Origin of the sequence: Rhizobium sophoriradicis (assembly GCF_003939025.1) — a bacterium.
Lineage (GTDB): Bacteria > Pseudomonadota > Alphaproteobacteria > Rhizobiales > Rhizobiaceae > Rhizobium > Rhizobium sophoriradicis.
The window spans coordinates 23465-43234 of the sequence record NZ_RQIH01000006.1 but is presented as its reverse complement, the minus strand read 5'-3'; the positions used below and the strand labels follow the sequence as shown (position 1 = coordinate 43234).

The 19770-nt window shown below is 61.8% G+C and carries 17 protein-coding genes and 1 tRNA gene; 11 read left to right on the top strand and 7 right to left on the bottom strand.

The features are described from left to right. The first annotated feature begins 150 nt into the window (after positions 1-150). Both EFR00_RS11135 and EFR00_RS11130 read left to right on the top strand, forming a co-directional pair. The gene (locus tag EFR00_RS11135; RefSeq protein ID WP_077993143.1) at positions 151-2226 is read left to right on the top strand and encodes a lytic transglycosylase domain-containing protein; all 2076 of its coding nucleotides are present in this window, start codon (positions 151-153) and stop codon (positions 2224-2226) included. 63 nt (positions 2227-2289) lie between these two features. Continuing rightward, positions 2290-3186 carry an alpha/beta fold hydrolase gene (locus EFR00_RS11130; protein WP_077993142.1) on the top strand — a complete coding sequence of 299 codons (897 nt, stop codon included), beginning with the start codon at positions 2290-2292 and terminating at the stop codon, positions 3184-3186. Between the two features lie 196 nt (positions 3187-3382). Here EFR00_RS11130 and EFR00_RS11125 read toward each other — a convergent pair whose 3' ends face one another. From EFR00_RS11125 to EFR00_RS11110, 4 genes are all read right to left on the bottom strand, one after another. Beyond that, positions 3383-4405 carry a porin gene (locus tag EFR00_RS11125; RefSeq protein ID WP_009991568.1) on the bottom strand — a complete coding sequence of 341 codons (1023 nt, stop codon included), beginning with the start codon at positions 4403-4405 and terminating at the stop codon, positions 3383-3385. 568 nt (positions 4406-4973) lie between these two features. Next, positions 4974-5064: transfer RNA gene (locus tag EFR00_RS11120), tRNA-Ser, on the bottom strand. Positions 5065-5360: 296 nt separating this feature from the next. After that, positions 5361-6578 (bottom strand): NAD(P)/FAD-dependent oxidoreductase, encoded by a 1218-nt coding sequence (locus tag EFR00_RS11115; RefSeq protein WP_077993141.1) that lies wholly within the window; start codon positions 6576-6578, stop codon positions 5361-5363. Positions 6579-6658: 80 nt separating this feature from the next. Further along, entirely contained in the window at positions 6659-7780 is a 1122-nt protein-coding gene (locus tag EFR00_RS11110) for a Gfo/Idh/MocA family protein (RefSeq protein WP_038692391.1), read from the bottom strand. A 206-nt stretch (positions 7781-7986) separates the two neighbouring features. Between EFR00_RS11110 and EFR00_RS11105 the strand changes: the two genes are divergently transcribed. The 5 genes from EFR00_RS11105 to iolB all read left to right on the top strand — a co-directional run bounded on the left by EFR00_RS11105 (position 7987) and on the right by iolB (position 14910). Beyond that, the gene (locus tag EFR00_RS11105) at positions 7987-8862 is read left to right on the top strand and encodes a MurR/RpiR family transcriptional regulator (RefSeq protein WP_038687902.1); all 876 of its coding nucleotides are present in this window, start codon (positions 7987-7989) and stop codon (positions 8860-8862) included. 91 nt (positions 8863-8953) lie between these two features. Beyond that, positions 8954-10888 carry a bifunctional 5-dehydro-2-deoxygluconokinase/5-dehydro-2-deoxyphosphogluconate aldolase gene (locus EFR00_RS11100; RefSeq protein WP_077993140.1) on the top strand — a complete coding sequence of 645 codons (1935 nt, stop codon included), beginning with the start codon at positions 8954-8956 and terminating at the stop codon, positions 10886-10888. Positions 10889-11086: 198 nt separating this feature from the next. Further along, positions 11087-12937 carry a 3D-(3,5/4)-trihydroxycyclohexane-1,2-dione acylhydrolase (decyclizing) gene (gene iolD, locus EFR00_RS11095; RefSeq protein ID WP_077993138.1) on the top strand — a complete coding sequence of 617 codons (1851 nt, stop codon included), beginning with the start codon at positions 11087-11089 and terminating at the stop codon, positions 12935-12937. Positions 12938-13003: 66 nt separating this feature from the next. Then, complete coding sequence (gene iolE, locus EFR00_RS11090) at positions 13004-13921, top strand: myo-inosose-2 dehydratase (protein ID WP_009996050.1); 918 nt, start codon at positions 13004-13006, stop codon at positions 13919-13921. 191 nt (positions 13922-14112) lie between these two features. Continuing rightward, complete coding sequence (gene iolB / locus EFR00_RS11080) at positions 14113-14910, top strand: 5-deoxy-glucuronate isomerase (RefSeq protein WP_009996048.1); 798 nt, start codon at positions 14113-14115, stop codon at positions 14908-14910. A 105-nt stretch (positions 14911-15015) separates the two neighbouring features. On the opposite strand, the gene EFR00_RS11075 is transcribed toward iolB, so the two are convergent. Beyond that, positions 15016-15456: a glyoxalase superfamily protein gene (locus EFR00_RS11075; RefSeq protein ID WP_009996047.1), complete on the bottom strand. Its 441-nt coding sequence runs from the start codon at positions 15454-15456 to the stop codon at positions 15016-15018. 357 nt (positions 15457-15813) lie between these two features. Here EFR00_RS11075 and EFR00_RS11070 point away from each other — a divergent pair, with 357 nt between their 5' ends. Beyond that, complete coding sequence (locus EFR00_RS11070; RefSeq protein WP_077993137.1) at positions 15814-16146, top strand: hypothetical protein; 333 nt, start codon at positions 15814-15816, stop codon at positions 16144-16146. On the opposite strand, the gene EFR00_RS33515 is transcribed toward EFR00_RS11070, so the two are convergent. Beyond that, positions 16097-16345 (bottom strand): hypothetical protein, encoded by a 249-nt coding sequence (locus EFR00_RS33515; RefSeq protein ID WP_077993135.1) that lies wholly within the window; start codon positions 16343-16345, stop codon positions 16097-16099. The two genes, EFR00_RS11070 and EFR00_RS33515, sit on opposite strands and share 50 nt — an antisense overlap. 89 nt (positions 16346-16434) lie before the next feature. Here EFR00_RS33515 and EFR00_RS11060 point away from each other — a divergent pair, with 89 nt between their 5' ends. Continuing rightward, the gene (locus EFR00_RS11060) at positions 16435-17301 is read left to right on the top strand and encodes a LysR family transcriptional regulator (RefSeq protein ID WP_077993134.1); all 867 of its coding nucleotides are present in this window, start codon (positions 16435-16437) and stop codon (positions 17299-17301) included. A gap of 55 nt (positions 17302-17356) precedes the next feature. Here the strand turns inward: EFR00_RS11060 and EFR00_RS11055 are convergent, their stop codons facing one another. Continuing rightward, positions 17357-17803: a baeRF12 domain-containing protein gene (locus EFR00_RS11055; RefSeq protein ID WP_038692389.1), complete on the bottom strand. Its 447-nt coding sequence runs from the start codon at positions 17801-17803 to the stop codon at positions 17357-17359. A 325-nt stretch (positions 17804-18128) separates the two neighbouring features. On the opposite strand from EFR00_RS11055, the gene EFR00_RS11050 reads away from it, so the two are divergent. Both EFR00_RS11050 and EFR00_RS11045 read left to right on the top strand, forming a co-directional pair. Beyond that, positions 18129-18560: a pilus assembly protein PilZ gene (locus EFR00_RS11050; protein ID WP_039618820.1), complete on the top strand. Its 432-nt coding sequence runs from the start codon at positions 18129-18131 to the stop codon at positions 18558-18560. Between the two features lie 72 nt (positions 18561-18632). Continuing rightward, complete coding sequence (locus EFR00_RS11045; protein ID WP_077993132.1) at positions 18633-19745, top strand: pyridoxal phosphate-dependent aminotransferase; 1113 nt, start codon at positions 18633-18635, stop codon at positions 19743-19745. Positions 19746-19770 lie beyond the last annotated feature (25 nt).

The following is a 19770-nucleotide window of genomic DNA, read 5'->3' as shown; positions in this document are numbered from 1 at the left end:
GAGCGCCGAAATCATCGCGACAAGCGCGTAGAGTTCGGTTTAGGGCAAATTCCGATAGCAGATGTGAATGAATTTTACCTGGTACGGTAAGGTTTCGTTAAGATGCCTCCAGCCAAATGGGTAGGGCGTGTTTTCGTTGCGAGATCCCGGATGAAGAAAGCTGTCTTGATTCTGACCGCCTTCGGCTTCGTTGCCGCCGCGTGGGGCAGCGTTGCGTCGCCGCTTGCCGGCGAAAACCCTCCGACGCCCGGCATCAAGCCGATCGGCTTCGTTCCCGAGACATCGATACCGGAGGCGCTGACCACCGGCGCCATCCCGCGCAATCCGGGCGCAGCACCTGTCGCCAGTGATCTGAAAACCGGCCTCGACGCGCTTACCGCCAAAAATCCGCAACTGGCTCTGTCGATCCGCAACAGGATGCCGGAGGGTACGCTCGACCGTCATATCCTCACCTGGGCGATCGCCGTGTCGGGGCTGAAGGGGGTTCCTTCCTATGAGATCGCCGGTGCTGCGCAGGAGCTCAAGGGGTGGCCCGGTCTTTCGCGGCTGCGGGCCTATTCCGAACGTGCTCTCTACGACGAAAACCCCGCGCCACCAGCGGTACTTGCCGCCTTCGGCGATACCGCGCCGGAGACGATGCAGGGCGCCGTCATTCTTGGGCGGGCGCTGATTGCCTCAGGCAAGCAGGCGCAGGCAGGAAAATATATCCGCAAGCTGTGGCGCACCGAGGCTCTCGACAAAGCGAGCGAAGACAAGATCCTCCTCGAGTTTTCCGCCCTGCTGACGCCAGCCGACCACAAGGCGCGCATGGACTACCTGATGTATCGCGGCCGGGTGGCGCAGGCCAAGCGCTTCGGCGACATGGGCGAGGCGCAGTCGCTCTACAAGGCCTGGGCCGCGGTCGACGCCAAGGCCGCCAACGCCGGCGCGCTCATCAATAGCGTCGAGGCGAAATGGCGCGGCGATGCCGGCCTGCTGTTTGCGAAGATCGAATATCTGCGCAAGCAGGATAAATATGCGGAAGCGGCGGCGCTCCTGGAGAAGATGCCGCGTGAGCCGGGAGAACTCGTCAACTCAGCAGAATGGTGGAACGAGCAGCGGATCGTCAGCCGCGGTCTCGTCGATCAGGGACAATTCAAGCCGGCCTACCGCATCGTCGCAAACTCCGCGGCAACCAGCCCGACAGATATCGTCGAGGCCGAGTTCCATGCCGGATGGTATGCGCTTCGCGGCCTGCAGGACCCGACAACGGCGGAAAGACATTTCCGCAAGATTCTGGCGACGTCGAACGGACCGATCTCGGTGTCCCGCGCCTGGTATTGGCTCGGGCGGGCAGCCGAGGCCGGCGGCCCCGGCAGTTCAGGCGAATTCTACGGCAAGGCCGCGAATTTTCCCGGCACCTTCTACGGCCAGCTCGCGGCAGAAAAGCTGGGACGGAAGACGCTCAATGTCACCTATCCGGCGCCGAGCACGGCCGACCGCCAGCGCTTCCAGGCCCGCGAAGCCGTGCAGGCGATCAGCCGGCTCGAGGCGGCAGGTCACGGATGGCGGGCCGACAGTCTCTATCTCGCGCTTGCCGACCAGCTGCAGAGCCCGGGTGAACTAGCGGTCCTCGCCGCACAGGCCGAGCAATCGGGCAATCACCATCTGTCGCTGCAGATCGGCAAGATCGCCTATGGCCGCGGCATCGACGTCGCAGCGCTTGCCTTTCCCGTCGGCGTGATCCCGGCGAATGCCAATATATCAGGCTCCGGCAAGGCGCTCGCCTATGCCATCGCCCGGCAGGAAAGCGCCTTCAACCCCGCCGCCGTTTCGGCAGCGAATGCGCGCGGTCTGCTGCAGCTACTGCCCGGCACGGCCCAGGCAGTGGCCAAGCGCCACAACATCACCTTTTCGAAAGACAAGCTGACGGCCGATGCCGGCTACAACGCAACGCTTGGCGCGCATTATCTCGGCGAGCAGATCGAGGCCTTCGGCGGCTCCTATATCCTCACCTTCATCGCCTATAATGCCGGGCCGAAGCGGGTACCGGAATGGATCGGCCGCTACGGCGACCCACGCGGCAGGTCGATCGACGAGATCGTCGACTGGATCGAGCGCATCCCCTTCCCCGAGACGCGCAACTACGTGCAGCGGGTGATGGAGAATTACGAAGTCTACAAGGCTCGACTTGGCCAGCCGACGGATATCGAGCGCGACCTGATTGGCGGACGCAGCGCCTCCTGAAGCCGTTTGGCGCGGCTTCAAAAGCAGGCTACATCTTCGAGCTCAGATCGTTCTTGAGATGCGGTGGCGAACATGGATGCAGGCGGTTTCCAGGAACGATATTATTCTTCTGCCGATGGGCTGACGCTTTATGCCCGCGACTACCGGCCCGAGGGGCCGGCCGCCGCCGAACGGCTGCCGGTGATCTGCCTGCCCGGCCTGACCCGCAATAGCCGCGATTTTCACCCGCTTGCGCTGCGTCTCTGCCGCGACGAGACAGGCCCACGCCGGGTGATCGCGCTCGATTCACGCGGGCGCGGAAACTCCGCATGGGATGAGAACAAGGCCAATTACAATATCGCCGTCGAAGCCGGCGACATTATTGCCGCCTGCGCGGCATTCGGCATCGAGCGGGCGATTTTCATCGGCACATCACGTGGCGGACTGATCCTGCATCTGATCGCGGCGACACGGCCGGATCTTCTCGACGCCGTGATCCTGAACGACATCGGCCCTGCTATCGAGGCCGGAGGGCTGCTACTCATTCGCGACTATTTGAACAGCGGCAGGAAGCCGGCCGACTGGAGAGAGGCGGCCGATATACTGCAGGAGAATCACGGTGCCTCGTTTACCGCGCTTGCAGGGGAAGACTGGCGCGAGATGGCGCTTGCGCTTTATCGCGACATCGGCGGAAGACCGGTCGCCGACTTCGATCCGGCGATCGCAGAGGCGCTGCGATCGGTAGATTTCAGCCAGCCGCCCCCCGAGCTCTGGGAGCAATTCGAAAGCCTGAGCCGTTTTCCGCTGATGCTGATCCGCGGCGAAAATACCGCTCTGATCTCAAAGGAGACGGTCGAGGAAATGGTCCGCCGGCATCCGAGCCTGATCCTGCATGCTGCTCAGGGACAAGGACACGCGCCCCTGCTCCATCTTGGGAATATCCCTGCTGCAATTGGAGCGTTCCTCGCCAGCTGCCGATAGCTGATGGAGACCTCTCAGCTACAGCCGCACACCTCTAGAGATGCGCAAGGGAGCCACAAGCTTGCAAGCCGATGTGCTTTCCGAAACGGGCTCCGCTTTTCGGGCCGATGCGCCAGCCGCCTCCACGCCATTCGTACAAACACAAAAAGCCCGGCTCGAGAGCCGGGCTTTCCTGATTGACCGAAGTCACATCAGATTAGAACGAGCGCTGCAGGCGGAAGTAGCCAGCCGTCGCGTCGTCGTCGTTTTCCGGATCGAGGTACTGAACCGAAGCCTTGGCGTAGAAGTTGTCGACGATCTGGTAATCAACCGTCAGACCAACCTTCCAAGCGTCGTCATCGCTGAAGTCGTCGCCAGCAACGTAGTAGTTGCTGTAGTACTGGACGCCAGGAGTGATCTTGAGCTTGTCGGTTGCCTTGATAGCGTATTCGGCAGCGATAGCCCATTCAGCCTTGGTGTAGTAGGAGCTCGGGCCGGAAGCGTATACGGCAGCGAGGCCGAGCGTACCGGGACCGATGTCAACCGTACCCATTGCACGGACAGCGCCTTCTTCGTTGTCGACGTCATAGCCGGCAGTGATCTGGTAGCTGAACGCACCAGCCTTGCCGCCGAGACCGACGGCTACGCCGACGTTGTTCGGCTCTTCGTCAGACTTGTAGAACCCGTCTTCGAGTTCGTCGACGCTGATGCCAGCGTAGAAGGCGTCGGTTTCGTACTGATAACGGATGGAGTTATGCAGCGTGACCGGCGAGCCGATATCGTCGGTTTCGCCCGAGAGGCCGTCGTCCCACCAGCTGTAGAACAGACCAGCGCGGAAGCCGGCGATGTCGAGGTAAGCGGAGTCGAGCTTGGCGCTCTGATCCGAAGCGTTGTCAGCATTGAACTGCATGACGATAACGCCGGTCAGCGGACCATATTCGGTGTCGCTCTTGGCCGTGAACTGAACCTGGCCGCGCGTACGAGCATCCCAGTCCGAGTCGTTGCTGTCCGAACCGTTGAGCGGCTGATCACCAACGTCAACCTGGAAACGGATGTAACCGTTGATCTTGAGGCAGGTTTCGGTGCCGGGGATGTAGAAGTAGCCGGTGCCGTAAGCGTCGCAGACGCGAACGTATTCAACCGGTTCCGGCTCGGCAGCAACGATAGCGTCAGCAGCCTGAGCACCGGAAACTACTGCGAGAGCAGCAGCGGAGCCGAGAAGAAGGCTCTTGATGTTCATAAATGACCTCCAATTCAAAGTTTCGATCGGGTTTGGGATCTTTCGCTGAGCAGCGTTCCCTGCCCCATCCCCGTGTTTCAAGAAGTGGACGATCCGTCGCCCTTGCTTCCGAGGGTGAAAATACAAGACGGCGGCCGTCACGCAATCACCAACTTACTCCAAAGAGGGGTTTGGGGGAGCCTTCCCCGCATTCTGTTGCTGAAAGGACACAAGTCGGGCACCCGGCCTCGATTTCCTTTATGCTTTGTTAAGAAAAGTCTTATTTTGCGGGTGCTTAGTAGAGATCGACAAAAGGGCTGGACATGCGCCTTCCGACACATTCGTGACGTTTTTCTGACAAAATCTGATCATTGCGGGAGACATCCGGATCGCTGGAAGCGTAACCGGCCGGTCACCGATCCGCTTTCGCAGGTCGCCGAGACAGGAACGCGGGAAGTGATTCCCCGCCAACGATTCTCTCTTCGAAGGGAAGAGATTTCTCCGCCGCGCGACTGCGAGACATCGCCAATCAGGCGACCACGATTCCCACCGAAGGGTTAAGACACGACATGCGCTGCGGAAATCGAAATGGCGGAGAAGATGGGATTCGAACCCACGATACGCTTTTGACGTATACTCCCTTAGCAGGGGAGCGCCTTCGACCACTCGGCCACCTCTCCGGTGCGGCCTAACTATGGTGACCGGTCTGTGAATGCAAGGGCTTTTTGAGTTTTCATCAGAAGAAATGCAGCGGCCGGCATTTCCATCGGGTCGGGCAAAGGCGCGTTGCTGCCCGCCCATGATCGGCATGATTCGATCGCGCCTCTCTTCAATAGGAGAGAGGCTCTACCGCCAAGCGCTCAAGGAGAGCACCGCCGTTTCTCGTCTCTCCTCTTATGCGCAATCGCGAAACGCATAGCGGCCGCGCGACCGCATTCGTGCCGCTGCAGGGAATAGGCGATAAGCGGATACCAGCTCAGCCAAGCAGGCTCTTGAGATCGGCGGAGGGGTCGGCGAGAATCGATCGGTCGGGGTTGGTTCCGGATTCCAGCAGCTTCTTGCCGGTCACATAGGCTTTCGCGTCGTTGATCGCGTCGACGGCAATCAGCCGGCCTTCCCTGAAATACCAGACCGAATGGGCGCCCTCGCGGGCGCCGGGGCGCAGCAACGTATCGTCATAACCGAGATTGAAGCCGGCGATCTGCAGTTTGACGTCATATTGGTCGGACCAGAACCACGGTTTCGGATCATAGGGCTCGCTGCCGCCGGCGATGACGGCTGCCGCCGCTTCGGCCTGGTCGACGGCATTCTGCACCGATTCGAGCCGGATGCGGCCGGCCTGCCAGGGAAGGGCCGCGCAATCGCCAGCCGCAAAAATCGCCGAATCGGAGGTGCGGGCGAAGTCATCGACGATGATGCCGTTGGCGACTTCGAGCCCGGCTTCCTTGGCAAGCTGATCGTTCGGCACGACGCCGATCCCGACCACGACGAAATCGACGTCGATGACCGAGCCGTCGGAAAGCGCGGCGCCGGAAACACGGCCATCCTTGCCGATCAGATGCTTGAGCCCGGTCTTCTCGCGAATCACCACGTCGTGACCCTCATGAATCGCGCGCATGATGTCGGCCGTCTCCTTCGCCGCAACGCGCTGCAGAATGCGGTCGGCCATCTCGATAACGGTGACCTCGAGGCCGAGATGGCGGGCAACGGCTGCCGCCTCCAGGCCGATATAACCGCCGCCGATGATGAGGACGCGACGGCCGGGCCGCATCTCGTCGGCGAGCAGGTCGGCGTCGCGCTTGTCGCGGGCGACATAGACGCCTTCGAGATCGCCGCCGATTGCCGCGGGCAGCCGGCGCGGCGTCGAGCCGGTGGTCAGCGCCAGCGTGCCGTAGTCGAGAATAGAGCCGTCCTGCAGCAGCACCTGCTTGCTGTCCGGCTTGATCTCCTCGACCCAGGTGGAAAGGCGAAGGTCGACGTCATTGTCGGCATACCAGTGCTGGTCGCGAAACAGCAGGCGGTCGAAGCTCATTTCCCCCAGCAGATATTTCTTCGAAAGCGGCGGGCGCTGATAGGGAGCTACATCCTCGGCGCCGATGAGAGTGATCGGGCGCGGATCCTTCAAAGCGCGCAACTTGGCCGCCAGGGCAAAACCTGCTTGTCCAGCGCCGATGATCACCAATCTGTCCGTCACGATCTCACTCCTGAAACTAGGCTCGACACTCTCGCCAAGGCCTATCCCCTGCCCTATGCGCCGTCAACGGAAGCGGCCTCTTACATTCGGCCGATCTCGATCCAGCGACGCTCGTGGAAGGATTGTGCCATGGCATGCACCGACTTCTCTATCCTGAGACCGTCTTTAAATGTCACGATCGACGACGGTTCGCCCGAGATCGCCCGGATCAGCTCGCGGCATTCGATGATCTTGAGATCATTGAAGCCGAGGCCATGGCCAGGCGCCGGAATGAAGCGATCATACGGCCGATGGGCGGGTGCCGCCAGTATCTTGCGAAAACCCTGTTCGGAGCCGCGGCCATCGGCCTGATAGAGCTCGAATTCGTTCATCCGTTCCTGATCGTAGAGGATCGCGCCTTTCGAGCCGTAAATCTGCAGAGCGATGCGGCCCTTGCGTCCCCAGGCGGCGCGATTGGCCATCAACACGGCAGAGATGCCGCCGCCAAGCCGCATCAGCACGTTGGCAGCGTCGTGATTTTCGACGGCACGGCGCCCGCCTGCGCTGAGCGGGCGGTCGGCATAGGGCTTCACCATGTCTGTAATAACGGCCTCGACGTGGCCGAAAAGATACCAGAGCAGCGACAGCGGGTGCACGGCGAAATCGTCAAGCGCGCCGTAACCTGCGGCAAGCTCGCTCTTCCAATAAAAGAAGACGTCGGGATCGGCCATGAAATCCTCATCCATTTCGACGCGGACATGATTGACCGTACCGATGGCGCCCTCGCCCAGGAGCGTCCTGATGTGCTGCATGACCGGGTTCTGGATATAATTATAGCCAAGGACGGCAACCTTGCCGGAGCGCTCCGCCGTTTCCAGCATCCGCTCGGCATCGGCATAGGCCGGCGCCATCGGCTTTTCGCACCAGACATGCTTGCCGGCTTCGAGGGCTGCAATCGCCATCTCGGCGTGGAACTGATTGGGAGTGGTGACGGAAACGACGTCCACCTCTGGATCGGCGATCAGCGCCCGCCAGTCTGCGGTTGACTTCTCGAAGCCGAATTCGGAGGCGCGCGCCTCCGCAAGCCCGGCATTGGCTTCAGCCAGATGCACGAGCCGCGGACGCTCGACATCGCCGAACACGGTCTTCACCGCATTCCAGGCCAGCGCGTGGCACTTGCCCATATAACCCGTGCCGATCAAACCGATGCCAAGTGGCTTCATTTCCGTCTCCTCCAGGACTGCGCGCGATTTTTGGAATATTTGGATCATTTTGACAAGAGAGGGTTCACCGGCATTTCCGCATCCCTTCCCTGCCGAATTGTTTAAAAGCCTTGATTTACAGGCGATTAAAAACAATTAGGCGTGTCGTTTGAAATCGTCTATGCTCGACAATATGGAATATTTGTTTCATCCCGTGAGCCGCAAGCATGGATAATGACCCCCAGAGGCAGGCGCGTGTGCCGCGCGATTTCGAAAGCCTGCGCAGCACTATCATTGAGCGCAAGGCGAGCATGCCGAAGCGGCTGGCGCAGGTCGCCGCCTTCGCGCTCGGCAATCCCGACGAAATCGCCTTCGGCACGACGGCCAGCATCGCCGCTGCCTCCGACGTCCAGCCCTCGACGCTAGTGCGCCTGGCGCATCATCTGGGCTATGAAGGCTTTTCCGATCTGCAGAGCATCTTCCGCGAAAGGCTGCGCGACCGGACACTGAGTTATGAAGAACGGCTCGTCACGCTGGAGCAGGCGAGCGGCGACGACGAGGACGCCAATCTGCTGTCCGGCTTCATCGCCGCGGCAAGCCAGTCGGTCAACCGACTGGCGGCGACGGTGCAGAGCGATACGTTCACGAAAGCGGTGGATATTCTGGCCGCCGCCGAAACGATCTATCTGATCGCCAAACGGCGTTCCTACCCGCTGACGGCGCATATGACCTATGCTTTTGCAAAGCTCAACATCCGCCACCAGATCGTCGCCTCCCCGAACGGGGTCGACCCTGAAATGGTGCAGTTCGCAACGCCCAAGGATGCGGCAATCGCCGCGAGCTTCTCTCCTTACGCGGCCGACAGCCTCAGCCAGAGCCAGGAGCTTGCCGACCGCGGCGTCCCCATCATCGCCATCACCGATTCGGCCTTCTCGCCGCTTGCTGCCTGCGCCACGCACTGGTTCGAGGTGGCGGAGGCCGATTTCGCCGGCTTCCGCTCGCTTTCGGCCTCGATGGCGCTCACCATGGCGCTGCCGGTGGCCATCGCCGAGCGGCGACGCAAGCTTCAGCACGCAAAAGCGGGAAAAGCGAAAATGGAATAAACATTCCGAATTGACAAAATATCGGAACCAATGTTTCATTATTGGCAATTCGCAGGCACTGGAAGCCGCGCAAATCTAGCGGGAGGACATCATGGTACAAACGAATCCGGGTTCACAGCCGGAGCCGGCGCTTGATGTAATCACGATCGGCCGTTCATCGGTCGATCTTTACGGCCAGCAGATCGGGTCACGACTGGAGGATATCGGCTCCTTCGCCAAATCGGTCGGCGGCTGCCCGTCCAACATCGCCATCGGTACGGCGCGGCTCGGTCTCAAATCCGGCCTCATCACCCGCGTCGGCGACGAGCAGATGGGGCGCTTCATCCGCGAGCAGGCGGCCCGCGAAGGTGTCGCGACCGACGGCATCATCACCGACAAGGAGCGGCTGACGGCGCTGGTGCTGCTTGCGGTGGAGGCCGAGGGCGTATCGCCAATGATCTTCTATCGCTCCGACTGCGCCGACATGGCGCTCGACGAAAGCGATATCGACGAGAATTTCATCAGATCGTCGCGCGCCGTGCTGGTGTCCGGCACGCATTTTTCCCGCCCGAACACCGAGGCCGCGCAGCGCAAGGCGATCCGCATCGCCAAGGCGAACGGCCGCAAGGTGATCTTCGACATCGACTACCGGCCGAACCTCTGGGGCCTTGCCGGCCATGCCGAAGGTTTCGAGCGCTATGTGAAATCCGACCGCGTTTCCTCGAAGATGAAGGAGACGCTGCCCGATTGCGATCTCATCGTCGGCACCGAGGAGGAAATCCTGATTGCTTCCGGTGCTGACGACGTGCTCGGCGCGCTGAAGGAGATTCGCCGCCTGACGCCGGCGACGATCGTGCTGAAGCGCGGCGCCATGGGCTGCATCGTCTATGACGGGCCGATCGCCGACGATCTCGAAGCCGGCATCGTCGGCCAGGGTTTCCCGATCGAGGTCTTCAACGTGCTCGGCGCCGGCGATGCCTTCATGTCCGGCTTCCTGCGCGGCTTCCTGCGCGACGAACCACTGAAGACCTGCGCCACCTGGGCCAATGCCTGCGGCGCTTTCGCCGTCTCCCGTCTGCTCTGCTCGCCGGAATATCCGACCTGGGCGGAACTCGACTTCTTCCTGAAGACGGGCAGCAAATACCGGGCGCTGCGCAAGGACGAGGCGATCAACCATATTCATTGGGCATCGACCCGGCGTGGCGAAATTCCGCTGCTGATGGCGCTGGCGATCGACCATCGTTCGCAGCTCGTCAGCGTCGCCGACGAGCTCGGCGTCGGCCATGAGAAGATCGTCGCCTTCAAGCGGCTGGCGGTCTCGGCGGCAGCGCGGGTTTCGAACGGCCGCGACGGTTACGGCATGCTGATCGACGAACGTTTCGGCCGCGACGCCTTCTTCGATGCGGCAACGAAAAATTTCTCCTGGATCGGCCGGCCGGTGGAATTGCCGGGCTCGAAGCCGCTGCGCTTCGAATTTAGCCAGGATATCGGCTCCCAGCTGGTGGAATGGCCGCTCGGCCACTGCATTAAGTGCCTGTGCTTCTATCATCCCGACGATCCGGCCGAATTGAAGAGCGAGCAGCAGGAGAAGCTGCGCACGCTGTTCGAAGCCGCCCGCAAGGTCGGCCGCGAGCTGCTGGTGGAGATCATCGCCGGCAAGAACGGACCGCTTACCGACGATACGATCGCAACCGCGCTCGAAGAACTTTATGCGCGCGGCATCAAGCCGGACTGGTGGAAGCTGGAGCCGCAAGCCTCCGGCGAAGCCTGGAAGAAGATCGACGCGGTGATTGCCAAAAATGATCCATGGTGCCGCGGTATCGTGCTGCTCGGGCTCGAGGCACCCGCCGAGGAGCTGATCTCCTGCTTCGAGGCGACGCTGGCGGCTCCTTCGGTGAAGGGCTTCGCCGTCGGCAGGACGATCTTTGCTGACGCGGCGCGCGCCTGGCTTTCGGGTGCCATGAACGACGAGGAGGCGATCGCCGACATGGCCGGCCGCTTCCGGCAACTGACTGAGGCGTGGCTGAAGACGCGCGGGCTTCAGTAGGAAATAAGACCCCTCCCCAACCCCTCCCCACAAGGGGGAGGGACTTAATCTGAGGCATCGCCTCACGCCGTGAGCAAACGTCCTGCGGATGAAACCTTGCGGCGAGAATGGAAAGAGCCCGGCAGGTTAGCCCCTCCCCCTTGTGGGGAGGGGTTGGGGAGGGGAAAACGTAAAGAGAAAGAATTGCGGGAGACCCCGATGGGCAAGACGATTCGGTTGACGATGGCGCAGGCCGTCGCGCATTTCCTCAAAAAGCAGATGACGGTTGTCGACGGCCGGAAGGTACCGATCTTCGGCGGCGTCTGGGCGATCTTCGGTCACGGCAATGTCGCCGGCATCGGCGAGGCGCTTTATCAGGTGCGCGAGGAATTGACGACCTATCGCGCCCATAACGAACAGGGCATGGCGCATGCCGCGATCGCCTATGCCAAGGCGAATTTCCGCACGCGCTTCATGGCCTGCACGACCTCGATCGGTCCCGGCGCGCTGAACATGGTGACGGCGGCCGGTGTCGCGCATGTCAACCGCATTCCGGTTCTCTTCCTGCCCGGCGACGTCTTCGCCAACCGCGCGCCGGATCCGGTGCTGCAGCAGATCGAGGATTTCGGCGACGGCACGGTATCGGCCAATGACGCTTTTCGTCCGGTTTCGCGCTATTTCGACCGTATCACCCGGCCGGAACAGATCATTTCGGCGCTGAAGCGCGCCATGCAGGTGCTGACCGATCCCTTGGATTGCGGTCCGGTGACCTTGTCGCTCTGCCAGGATGTTCAGGCGGAAGCCTTCGATTATCCGGAAAGCCTGTTTGAGGAAAAGGTCTGGACGACCCGCCGGCCGCAGCCAGATGCGAATGAGCTCGCCAATGCGATCGCGCTGATCAAAGCCTCGCAGAAGCCGGTGATCGTTGCCGGCGGCGGTGTGCTTTATTCGCAGGCGACGCAGGAGCTTGCCGCCTTCGCCGAGGCCCACGCCATTCCGGTCGTCGTCACCCAGGCCGGCAAGTCGTCAATCGACGAGACCCATCCGCTGGCGCTCGGCTCGGTCGGAGTCACCGGCACATCGGCAGCGAATGCGATCGCCGAAGAGACGGACCTCGTCATCGCCGTCGGCACACGCTGCCAGGATTTCACCACCGGCTCCTGGGCACTGTTCAAGAATGACAGCCTGAAGATGATCGGGCTCAATATCGCCGCCTACGACGCGGTGAAGCATGACAGCCACCCTGTTGTGGCCGATGCCCGCGAAGGGCTGAGGGCGCTTTCGGCGGGCCTTTCCGGCTGGAAAGCACCGGCGGCGTTGGCTGAGAAGGCCGCGGCCGAGAAGAAAATCTGGATGGAAGCTGCGGCGAAGGCGATGGCGACGACCAATGCCGCCCTGCCCTCCGACGCCCAGGTGATCGGCGCGGTGGTGCGCACGATCGGCGGCGAGAATACGACGCTGCTTTGCGCCGCCGGCGGCCTGCCCGGCGAATTGCACAAGCTCTGGCCGGCGACGGCGCCCGGCAGCTATCACATGGAATACGGCTTTTCCTGCATGGGTTACGAGATCGCGGGCGGCCTCGGCGCCAAGATGGCGCGTCCCGAACGCGATGTCGTCGTCATGGTCGGCGACGGCTCCTACATGATGATGAATTCCGAGATCGCAACCTCGGTGATGCTCGGCCTCAAGCTCAACATCGTCGTGCTCGACAATCGCGGCTATGGCTGCATCAACCGGCTGCAGATGGGAACAGGCGGCGCCAACTTCAACAATCTGCTGAAGGACTCCTACCACGAGGTGATGCCGGAGATCGATTTCCGCGCACATGCCGAAAGCATGGGGGCCATCGCCGTCAAGGTCGGCTCAATCGCGGAGCTGGAGCAGGCGATCGCCAGCTCGAAGAAGAACGACCGAACCTCGGTCTTCGTCATCGACACCGATCCCTTGATCACCACGGAGGCCGGCGGCCACTGGTGGGATGTCGCGGTGCCCGAGGTCAGCCCACGCGAAGAGGTCAACAAGGCGCGCAAGGGCTATGTCGAAGCCCGCGCTTCCCAGCGCATCGGTTAACGAGGTTACCGCTATTTTCCGGAGGAGCGCACCCGCTCCTCCCGATGTCATTTAAGGAGAATGTAGATGAAGGCCAAACTCGGCATGTCGCCCATCGCCTGGTGGAACGACGACCTTCCCGAACTCAGCGACGATGTGTCCCTGGAGGAATGCCTGCGGCAGTCGCGCAGCGCCGGCTTTACCGGCATGGAGCAAGGGCGCCGTTTCCCCAGCAACCCGGAAGAAATGCTGCCCATCCTGCGCGCCGCCGACGTGACGCTGTGCGGCGGCTGGTTCTCCGGCACGCTGGTCGATGAGGAGCTTGCGGCCAACAAGGACCGCATCGCGCCGATGATCGAACTGTTCAAGGCGGTCAATGCGCCCTGTATCGTCTATGGCGAAGTCGGCCGCTCTATCCAGGGCGACCGCTCCAAGCCGCTCGCCACCAAGCCGCGCCTCGCCGACGACGAGATGAAGGCCTATGCGCGCCGCGTCACCGAGTTCGGCGAATGGTGCGCCGAGCAGGGCATGCCTCTTTCCTACCACCACCACATGGCGGCCGTCGTGGAAACCGAGCCGGAACTCGACGCCTTCATGCGCAATTCCGGCGAAGGCATTCCGCTGCTGCTCGATGCCGGGCATCTCGCTTTTGCCGGCGGCGACGTGCTGCGCGCCATCGACAATCACCATGCCCGAATCAATCATGTCCACGTCAAGGACATTCGCCAATCAGTGGTGGATGGGCTCGACCGCAGCCGGCAGTCCTTCCTCGACGCGGTGGCGCTCGGCGCCTTCACCGTGCCGGGCGACGGTTCGCTCGATTTCGGCGCCATCGTCCAGCGATTCGCCGACCACGGCTATGAAGGCTGGTTCGTCGTCGAAGCCGAACAGGATCCGCGCAAGGCGCCGCCGCAGAAGATGGCTGAGATCGGCCATGCCGAACTGATGCGGGTGATGACGGCGGCTGGTTATACCGTGGCGACCGAAGGCTTTCCTAAGGGATAACGGGTGCAAAAGACCCGGGGCTTAAGAGCATCGTCGGGCAAGAAGCCCCCTCATCCGCCCTTCGGGCACCTTCTCCCCGCTGGGGAGAAGGGGAATAGAGACGGCGCGGCATATCCCTTCTCCCCTGGGGGAGAAGGTGGCGGCAGCCGGATGAGGGGGCCGCACCCCACAATTTATGAGGAGAAACACCAATGCCAAACCTCAAGGTGAAACCATCCGGCACGCATGGCCGCGTCACGCATGTCACCCCTGAGAATGCCGGCTGGACCTATGTCGGCTTCGATCTGAATCGCTTGAAGCCGGGCGAGACGGTTTCGGGAGAGACCGGAGATCGGGAAGTGTGCCTCGTCTGGGTCACCGGCAAGGGCCAGGCGTCGGCCGGCACCAGGGATTTCGGCACGCTCGGCGAGCGGATGAGCCCCTTCGACGGCGCGCCGCATGCGCTCTACATCCCGATGGAATCGACATGGTCGGTGACGGCGGAGACCGATCTGGAGCTGGCCGTCTGCTCGGCGCCCGGCGGCGGGACCTACCAGGCGAAGGAAATTCCGCCCGGCACGCATCCGCAGGTGACGCGCGGCAAGGGCACGAATGTACGCTACGTCAACAATATCATGCCTGAAGACGACAATTCGGCGCATTCGCTGCTCGTCGTCGAGGTGATCACGCCGGGCGGCCATACTTCCTCCTATCCGCCGCACAAGCACGATCAGGACGACCTGCCGAACGAAAGCTTTCTGGAAGAGACCTATTATCATCGCCTCAATCCGCCGCAGGGCTTCGGTTTCCAGCGTGTCTACACCGACGACCGCTCGCTCGACGAAGCGATGGCGATCGAGGACGGAGACGTGACGCTGGTGCCGAAAGGCTACCATCCGTGCGCGGCCTGCCATGGCTACGATCTCTATTACCTCAACGTGATGGCCGGGCCGCAACGGATCTGGAAATTCCACAATGCCGTCGAGCACGAGTGGCTAGTGAAGGCGTAAAGCCCCGGGTTCGATCGCTAAATAATCTGGCAGCGCCAAGCCTTTGCCATCTCGGCGCTGCTGCAGTTTGAATCTACATGTCGGCCTTCCAGGAAATAGGAGCAATCAAAGATCGAGCACCAGATGCGGCACGCCGTTCGAGGTTTTCCGCGGCGAGAGGCCGTCGGCATCGATCTGCGCGTTCACACGCTGGCGAAAGGCGGAAAAGCTCTCGAAAGTGACGACATCCACCGGCTCGTCGAAATGGATGGTGATCCTATGGAGATCGCCGCCCGGCAGGGCCGACAGTGCCAAAACCTCGCCGGTGAACGGTTGATTGAGATAACGGCCGCGAATATGGGCGCCGACGAAGAGCGGCGTCTTCGCTCCCGCATTGGGCTTTGCCGCAAGGGCTGAGAGTGTATTCCAATCGCGCGCGCCGTGCTGGCGGGCTATTATTTCCAGCGCCGCACTGTGGGTCAGCGGGGTGCCGCGATCGTTCATCGCCTGGCGCAAGCGCTTGGCCTGGGCCTTCAAGTCTTCAATGGCAGGATAGGTCGTCGTCATGGCGTCAGCCTTTGCAAGGCATGCTCTTCGACTGCGGGATGGGAGCTCGCATTGCCGCCAGTCAGCATGCACAAAGGGCCGTGACCATGATCGCGAGGGCTTCACCATGGATTTTCATCCGCGAGCGGCCGGTGCCTCGAACCGGCCCTTTCTATGCGCGAAGGCTGCCGACATGTCAAGAATGGCGCATGTGCGCCGGGCAATGAGCAGATTCGGGGCAAATCTGCCCGAAATCGGTGCGATTTTCCGGGAGGTTCCGGCTATGCGCTCAATTCTAACGATGTTCTTCAGCAGTCGTCAGCATTCTTCAGCTAATATCCTGTGGTAGAACAAGCGGAGGCTAAAAGGGCCTTTCAGATGCACCTCGACACAGAACACCGCAAGGCGGAACGTGCTTACAGGGAATTCAACCTCGACAGGCCCGGCAACATCATCTTCGTCGGCCATCACCTCAGCACCGGAACGCAGGTGCGCTGCCTGATCCGAACGATCACGCTGGCCGGCGCGGTGCTCGAAGTCAGCCCGAGCCTGGAGATGCCGAGCCATTTCTTTCTCGAGATCCTCGGCATCCACGACGAGATCGGCGCCACCATGGTCAAGCGCGAAGAGGGACTGGTGACGATCAGCTTCAACATGCTGCTCAATCCTGAATTCCTGCACCACGTGCTGCGACTGAGCTTCGAAACCTGAGGCTATTGTCAATCCGCGCCCTATCGCGGCGCGGTTTTCCGGTCTCGCCTCTTCCTGAGGCCAGACGCGTTAAGATCGGAATGATCCAGCGAAGTCCGCGCCATTCCGGGCCATCGAGCGGATCGGCCATGGGATCGCGGCGCATGCGGCGATTGCGGGTTTCGACTTCCTCGAAGAGAACGACCCAGTTGAGAAGCATTGCCTATCCTCCATCTATTGCTGGAGCACTTGAGCTAGGCCTTCACGCACTGGCTATGTAGAGGCGCTGGAGAAAGGGGGTTTTCATCCATGAAAGATGCGAGCTGGGACGATCTGCAACTCTTCTTCCATGTCGCGACCGGCGGCGGGCTTTCGGCGGCTGCAGCACGCACCGGCATCAGCGCGCCGACGATCGGCCGGCGCATGCTGGCGCTCGAAAGGGCGACCGGTCGTTCGTTGTTCAGCCGCGGTCCTACCGGTTATCTTCTGGCCAGGGATGGTCAGGAACTGCTCGATCGCGTCCGGCTGATGCAGGATGCGGCGCAGGCGATCTCCGACTGGCGCGGCGAGGTTCTGACGTTGCCGATCGTCTCGACGGCCGCCGACAGCTGGACCCTGCGCTTCATCGCCGACCATCTGGCCGGCGTCTGGACGCCGAAGGACAGTTTCCGCATGTGCTACAAGACCTGTGATGCGGGCGTCGACTTCACCTATCGCGAGGCGCATATCGCCATTCGCCGCAGCCGGCCGGACAGCGGCAACGTCGCCATTCGCCGTTCGGTCAAAGTGGCCCATGCCGCTTACCAGGCGGCCGATTTTGCTCAGACCAATTGCAACTGGATTTCGCTTGGCACCGACACCGCGATCACCCCGGCCGACAAATGGACGTTCGAACAGCCGGATTATTGGATCACCAGCTGGACGAACACGCCGCATATGCTTTTTTACCTGATCCGTGGCGGGGCCGGCCGCGGCGTGCTGCCCTGTTTCATCGGCGATCAGGAACGCAAGCTCGTACGCGCCGGGCCTGTCATCGACGACCTGACCTACGAGATGTGGATCGTCGCGCATGACGATGAGCGGCAACGGCCGGAGGTCAGGACCGTCATCGACCGCCTGGCAGCGCTGTTTGCCGATCATGAAGACCTATTTGCCGGGCAGCGGCCGTCGATGTGAGGCAAAACAAAAACGCGGACCATTCAGGCCCGCGCTCTCCTAGGCTCGGGTTTGATCACGCGGCGAGATGTCGCTCGATTTCGTCGATCGGCAGATTGGTATAGTCCTTCGCCAATTCCGCCGAAATCGCTGCCTGCGTCTCGGCACTGAGTGCCGGCCGCAAGGTCCCGAGCGCCTTCGGCGGCGCGATGAGGACGATGCGGTGCGCATCCTTTGCCTGGGTCAGCTCGTCCATTCGTTCCGCCACATGTTTCAGAAATTGCGCTTCGGCCTGCTCCTGCCAGCTGGTCTCTTCGACAGCGCTGCGGCTGAACCCATCGGCGGCATGGCTGCGGCCAGGCTTGTCGGCGCCGACTTCGCGATCGGGCTCGTTCGGCTGCGTCAGGGTTTCCAGCACCTTGAGGTTCATCAGTTGGGCATCGCCGGCATTCTGCATGATCAGAGCCTTGGCTCCATTGCAGACTACAATCCATGATTTCCCGGGAATTCTGACGTCGGTCATCTTCAACTCCTCGCTGTCGTCATCGAAGCTCGCCATGCTTCATCGATCAAGACAGAACGTCCGGCCGTTGAAAGAGTTCGAGAAATTGGGTCAGAAATCGAGTGGAGCGGCGATCCGGTTTCAAATGACATACCGTCAGAAATCTTGCTGAAACGGATTTGGAATGACTGCCGACGTCCCGAATGGGAACAAATTTCAAACTCGTTAAAATTGTCATTTTATCTTTGACGAATGCGCAAAACATTCATGTGACCTTGGCCGGAGCAAGATCAGCTTGCACCAGAGCAAGAACCCCAACTATGCCCTGTCTGACGGAGAATGTAAGATGACTATGCTCCGCGCCACACACCTTGCCACGGTCAAATCCGCCATTTACGACCTGCGCTGGGAAGAGTTCCACGTCAAGCGCCCCGCCCGTATCGTCGCCGTCCGGCCGTGCCTCACAGGGGTTTCGATGCGAAGCGCCGAGATCATCGATATCTCGCAAGGCGGCGCGACCTTCATCGTGTCGACCACCGCCGGTCTGCCGAAACATTATTATCTCAACATCCTCGGCCTCGCCTATCGGATCGGCTGTGCCGAGGTCTACCGCAACAAGGAACGCATCGGCGTGCGGTTCATCAACCTGATGGATCCCGAGGTCCTGCGCCGCGTGGTGCGCACCGATTTCCTCGTCGGCAACATGGAAGCGATCGATGCACGGCGTGCGCCGCTGTTCCGCCCGCAAGCGTCTCCCATTGGTCAGCTGTCGAAATAATCTTGCTTGCCTTGGCCGTACCCCGGCCTATTGTTGCGCCAACCGTCAACATGTCCGGGAACTTGCCTTCGCATGTCCGCCTTTTCGCGCTTCACGCCGCTCATCAGCGCCCTGCCCTCCACTGTTCCCTTCGTTGGCCCCGAGGCCATCGAGCGCCAACGCGGACGTGCAGTCTTGGCACGCATCGGCGCCAACGAGAACGGCTTCGGCCCGGCTCCTTCGGTGCTTGCGGCGATAAGTGAGGAGGCCGGCAATATCTGGAAATACAATGATCCGGAAAATTTCGCGCTGAGGGAAGCGCTCGGCGCCCATCTCGGCATCTCCCCCGCCAATATCGCCATCGGCGGCGGCATCGACGAGTTGCTCGGCCAGATCGTCCGGCTGGTGATCGAAGCCGGCGCGCCGGTGGTCACCTCGCTCGGCGCCTATCCGACCTTCAATTTCCATGTCGCCGGCTTCGGCGGGCGGCTGGTGACCGTGCCCTATGTCAATGACCGCGAGGATCTCGACGGACTGCTCGAAGCCGTCAGGCGCGAGAACGCGCCGCTCGTCTATTTTGCCAATCCCGACAATCCGATGGGAAGCTGGTGGGACGCCGACAGCATCGTCGCTTTCGCCCGGGCGCTGCCCGAGACGACGCTGATGGTGCTCGACGAGGCCTATAGCGAGACGGGGCCGGCAAATTCGCTGCCGTCGATCGCTTCGCTGATCGATCTGCCGAACATCGTGCGCACCCGCACCTTCTCCAAGGCCTATGGCCTTGCCGGCTCCCGCACCGGCTACGTCATCTCGACGCCGGGCACGGCGCAGGCCTTCGACAAGATCCGCAATCATTTCGGCATGAACCGGCTGGCGACGGCTGCCGCGCTCGCCGCCCTCAAGGACCAAGCCTATCTCACCGAGGTGGTCGGCAAGATCCATGCGGCGCGGGAGCGGATCGGCCGCATCGCCCGGGCAAACGGCCTTGAGTCGCTGCCCTCGGCCACGAATTTCGTGGCGATCGACGCCGGCCGCGACGGCGCTTATGCGCGGGCGATCGTCGACGGGCTGATGGAGCATGGCGTCTTCATCCGCATGCCCGGTGTGGCACCGCTCAACCGCTGCATCCGCGTCAGCGTCGGACCGGAGACCGACATGGCGCTGTTCGAGGAAGCGCTGCCGCAGGTGCTGAAGGCGATCGGCTGATAAAGCGTGATGCCGAACGTGTCAG

Coding starts and splice junctions, on each gene's coding strand:
- EFR00_RS11125 (WP_009991568.1), bottom strand. CDS start 4,405: ATGAACATCAAGAGCCTTCTTCTCGGCTCCGCTGCTGCTCTCGCAGTA.
- EFR00_RS11070 (WP_077993137.1), top strand. CDS start 15,814: ATGCACCTCGACACAGAACACCGCAAGGCGGAACGTGCTTACAGGGAA.
- EFR00_RS11055 (WP_038692389.1), bottom strand. CDS start 17,803: ATGACCGACGTCAGAATTCCCGGGAAATCATGGATTGTAGTCTGCAAT.
- EFR00_RS11110 (WP_038692391.1), bottom strand. CDS start 7,780: ATGAAGCCACTTGGCATCGGTTTGATCGGCACGGGTTATATGGGCAAG.
- EFR00_RS11105 (WP_038687902.1), top strand. CDS start 7,987: ATGGATAATGACCCCCAGAGGCAGGCGCGTGTGCCGCGCGATTTCGAA.
- EFR00_RS11075 (WP_009996047.1), bottom strand. CDS start 15,456: ATGACGACGACCTATCCTGCCATTGAAGACTTGAAGGCCCAGGCCAAG.
- EFR00_RS11135 (WP_077993143.1), top strand. CDS start 151: ATGAAGAAAGCTGTCTTGATTCTGACCGCCTTCGGCTTCGTTGCCGCC.
- EFR00_RS11100 (WP_077993140.1), top strand. CDS start 8,954: ATGGTACAAACGAATCCGGGTTCACAGCCGGAGCCGGCGCTTGATGTA.
- iolE (WP_009996050.1), top strand. CDS start 13,004: ATGAAGGCCAAACTCGGCATGTCGCCCATCGCCTGGTGGAACGACGAC.
- EFR00_RS33515 (WP_077993135.1), bottom strand. CDS start 16,345: ATGCTTCTCAACTGGGTCGTTCTCTTCGAGGAAGTCGAAACCCGCAAT.
- EFR00_RS11045 (WP_077993132.1), top strand. CDS start 18,633: ATGTCCGCCTTTTCGCGCTTCACGCCGCTCATCAGCGCCCTGCCCTCC.
- iolB (WP_009996048.1), top strand. CDS start 14,113: ATGCCAAACCTCAAGGTGAAACCATCCGGCACGCATGGCCGCGTCACG.
- EFR00_RS11050 (WP_039618820.1), top strand. CDS start 18,129: ATGACTATGCTCCGCGCCACACACCTTGCCACGGTCAAATCCGCCATT.
- iolD (WP_077993138.1), top strand. CDS start 11,087: ATGGGCAAGACGATTCGGTTGACGATGGCGCAGGCCGTCGCGCATTTC.
- EFR00_RS11060 (WP_077993134.1), top strand. CDS start 16,435: ATGAAAGATGCGAGCTGGGACGATCTGCAACTCTTCTTCCATGTCGCG.